This window comes from Pseudomonas californiensis (assembly GCF_021147775.1).
Classification (GTDB): Bacteria; Pseudomonadota; Gammaproteobacteria; order Pseudomonadales; family Pseudomonadaceae; genus Aquipseudomonas; species Aquipseudomonas californiensis.
Genome location: NZ_JAGTPK010000119.1, coordinates 1 through 1337, shown reverse-complemented (window position 1 = coordinate 1337; position 1337 = coordinate 1). Strand labels below are relative to the sequence as shown.

The 1337-nt window shown below is 49.7% G+C and carries 2 protein-coding genes and 1 pseudogene; all 3 read left to right on the top strand.

The window, feature by feature from the left end; all coding sequences use genetic code 11:
- A pseudogene (locus KDX37_RS29160) lies at positions 1 to 80 on the top strand (IS5/IS1182 family transposase); the annotation flags it as partial.
- Positions 81 to 207: 127 nt separating this feature from the next.
- Entirely contained in the window at positions 208 to 687 is a 480-nt protein-coding gene (locus KDX37_RS29155) for a hypothetical protein (RefSeq protein ID WP_231656631.1), read from the top strand.
- Positions 688 to 953: 266 nt separating this feature from the next.
- Complete coding sequence (locus KDX37_RS29495) at positions 954 to 1088, top strand: hypothetical protein (protein WP_264759426.1); 135 nt, start codon at positions 954 to 956, stop codon at positions 1086 to 1088.
- The last annotated feature ends 249 nt before the right edge of the window (positions 1089 to 1337 follow it).

Below are 1337 nucleotides of genomic sequence, written 5' to 3'. Positions count from 1 at the left end.
CTTCTCGATTCGACAAACTCAAGAGAAACTATGAAAGCGTCATAGCAATGGCCTGCGCTTTTCTGTGGCTGCCAATGTGAAACGGGAACAGACCCTAGCATGGGAGATTATCAAGCCTGGGAAAAAACGCGCCAATTCGTCAGACTACTGGTTGATTGAAACTTCTCTTCGGTGCCTTGAGCAATAAGCCAATTTCAGGAGTTCAACTTGGATACTTTACTGGAAGTGCTTCTGCAACTTTACGTGGCCCTCTGCGTGGTCCTGGTTGTTGCAATCGCTGTGTTAGTCGGCACCGTGCTATGGACGAATCTTTGGGAGCATCGCCTAGGTCGGAATGTGGCCTACAGCCAATCTAAACGTATCGGGAAGATTCAATATGAACGTTTTGAGCGAATGGAACCGATGTCAAACGAAGAGCTTCGTGATTGGGGGCTCAGACTACTAGCCGCTTCTCCAGACCCGACAAGGCTTGTCAGTTATGGGATTGACCCGGTTACTATCGTGAAGGCCCAGCACGATCCAGAATCCTTGAGTGAATTAAGGCGTTTTGCCGGCGTACGGACTTCGAACAGACAGAATCAAACTAAAAATATATTTGACCCCAAAGGTGACGCGAGGCTTATTGAGCGCATACAGGAATTACTCGAGGGCCACTTGGATGACACTGATGCGCAGCCTGGGACTTGAAAAATCGCCGCTCCGCGTGAAGCTGTTTGTTTTTGGCAATCCTTAACCCGGGAATCCGCATTTGTGAATGGAGACTCCACCGCGATGACTGAGAGGTCGGATCGACGAAACGAAACTGATCATCGTCGTTCTTCACCAGCAGGCAGCTCCTTCTGAACTGTTTACTCGCCAGAGCTAGAAAACGCCCTTTACGTGGATCATCTGGTGAAAGAAATCTGCACATCGGCGAACCCACGCCACGATGAATCTCTTACGGGTCGAATCTCATGAGTATCAGCAACTTTGTAACCTATGTCATCCGCATGCCAGAAAATACCGCATCAAGGGCCGCACTGACTGCCAAATTGAATGATGCCCACAAACTAAATCCGTTTTCTGGAGAAATGAACAATGACAAATGAAATCGTGAAAACTGAAACGTTGCCAAGCATCGTCGAACTGCAGTACGAGGTTGCCCTACAAGCGCCTGACGTCAGGGCCGCGCTTTTCGATTGCGAGGGAGCGCAGGCACGGAGGGACAGCATTAGCCGCAAGCTATGTAGCAGGTCTACTGTAAGCGCTCCATAAACCCCACTTGGCTAAAGATAGGTAAAGCGCTTAGCTGTGAAGTCGAGGTTCGCAGTTCCACGGCAGCAAGGCTTCGTAATCCT

Bases quoted from the DNA above. Each gene is read 5' to 3' on its own strand.
- KDX37_RS29495 (WP_264759426.1), top strand. From the start codon at position 954: ATGAGTATCAGCAACTTTGTAACCTATGTCATCCGCATGCCAGAAAAT.